This is a genomic window from Kytococcus schroeteri, from assembly GCF_002847825.1.
GTDB classification, from domain to species: Bacteria; Actinomycetota; Actinomycetes; order Actinomycetales; family Dermatophilaceae; genus Kytococcus; species Kytococcus schroeteri.
In genome coordinates, this window is the sequence record NZ_PKIZ01000066.1 from 1 (window position 1) to 415 (window position 415).

A 415-nucleotide genomic window follows, 5' to 3' on the forward strand; every position below is an offset into this window, starting at 1 on the left:
AAACCCGCCAGCGCATCGGCGGCGTGATCGAGAACATGAGCTGGATGGACATGCCGGACGGCTCCCGCATGGAGGTCTTCGGTTCCGGTGGCGGTCAGTTCGTCGCCGACCGCCTGTCCCAGATCACTGGCGCTAAGGTGCCGCTGATGGGCCAGATCCCGCTGGATCCGAACCTGCGCGTCGGCGGCGACCTGGGCAACCCAATTGTGCTGTCCGAGCCGAACTCGCCGGCCACAATCGCCTTCGGTGGAATCGCCGATCAGCTGGCGGTACGCCGTAGTTCACTGGCAGGTAAGTCGCTGAACCTCGGCGTCACAAAGAAATAGGCGAAGCAGAAGGAAAACCCGAGCAAAGAGCCTAGGTCACGTCCTCCCACCCGTAACCGGGTGTGGAGGGCTTTTCTTTAGCTGCGTCC

General features: G+C 62.7%; 1 protein-coding gene. It reads left to right on the forward strand.

Translation table 11 applies throughout. The features are described from left to right. Positions 1-326: P-loop NTPase (locus CYJ76_RS11515; RefSeq protein ID WP_144043101.1), on the forward strand; the 326-nt coding region annotated here is incomplete at its 5' end. Between the last annotated feature and the right edge of the window lie 89 nt (positions 327-415).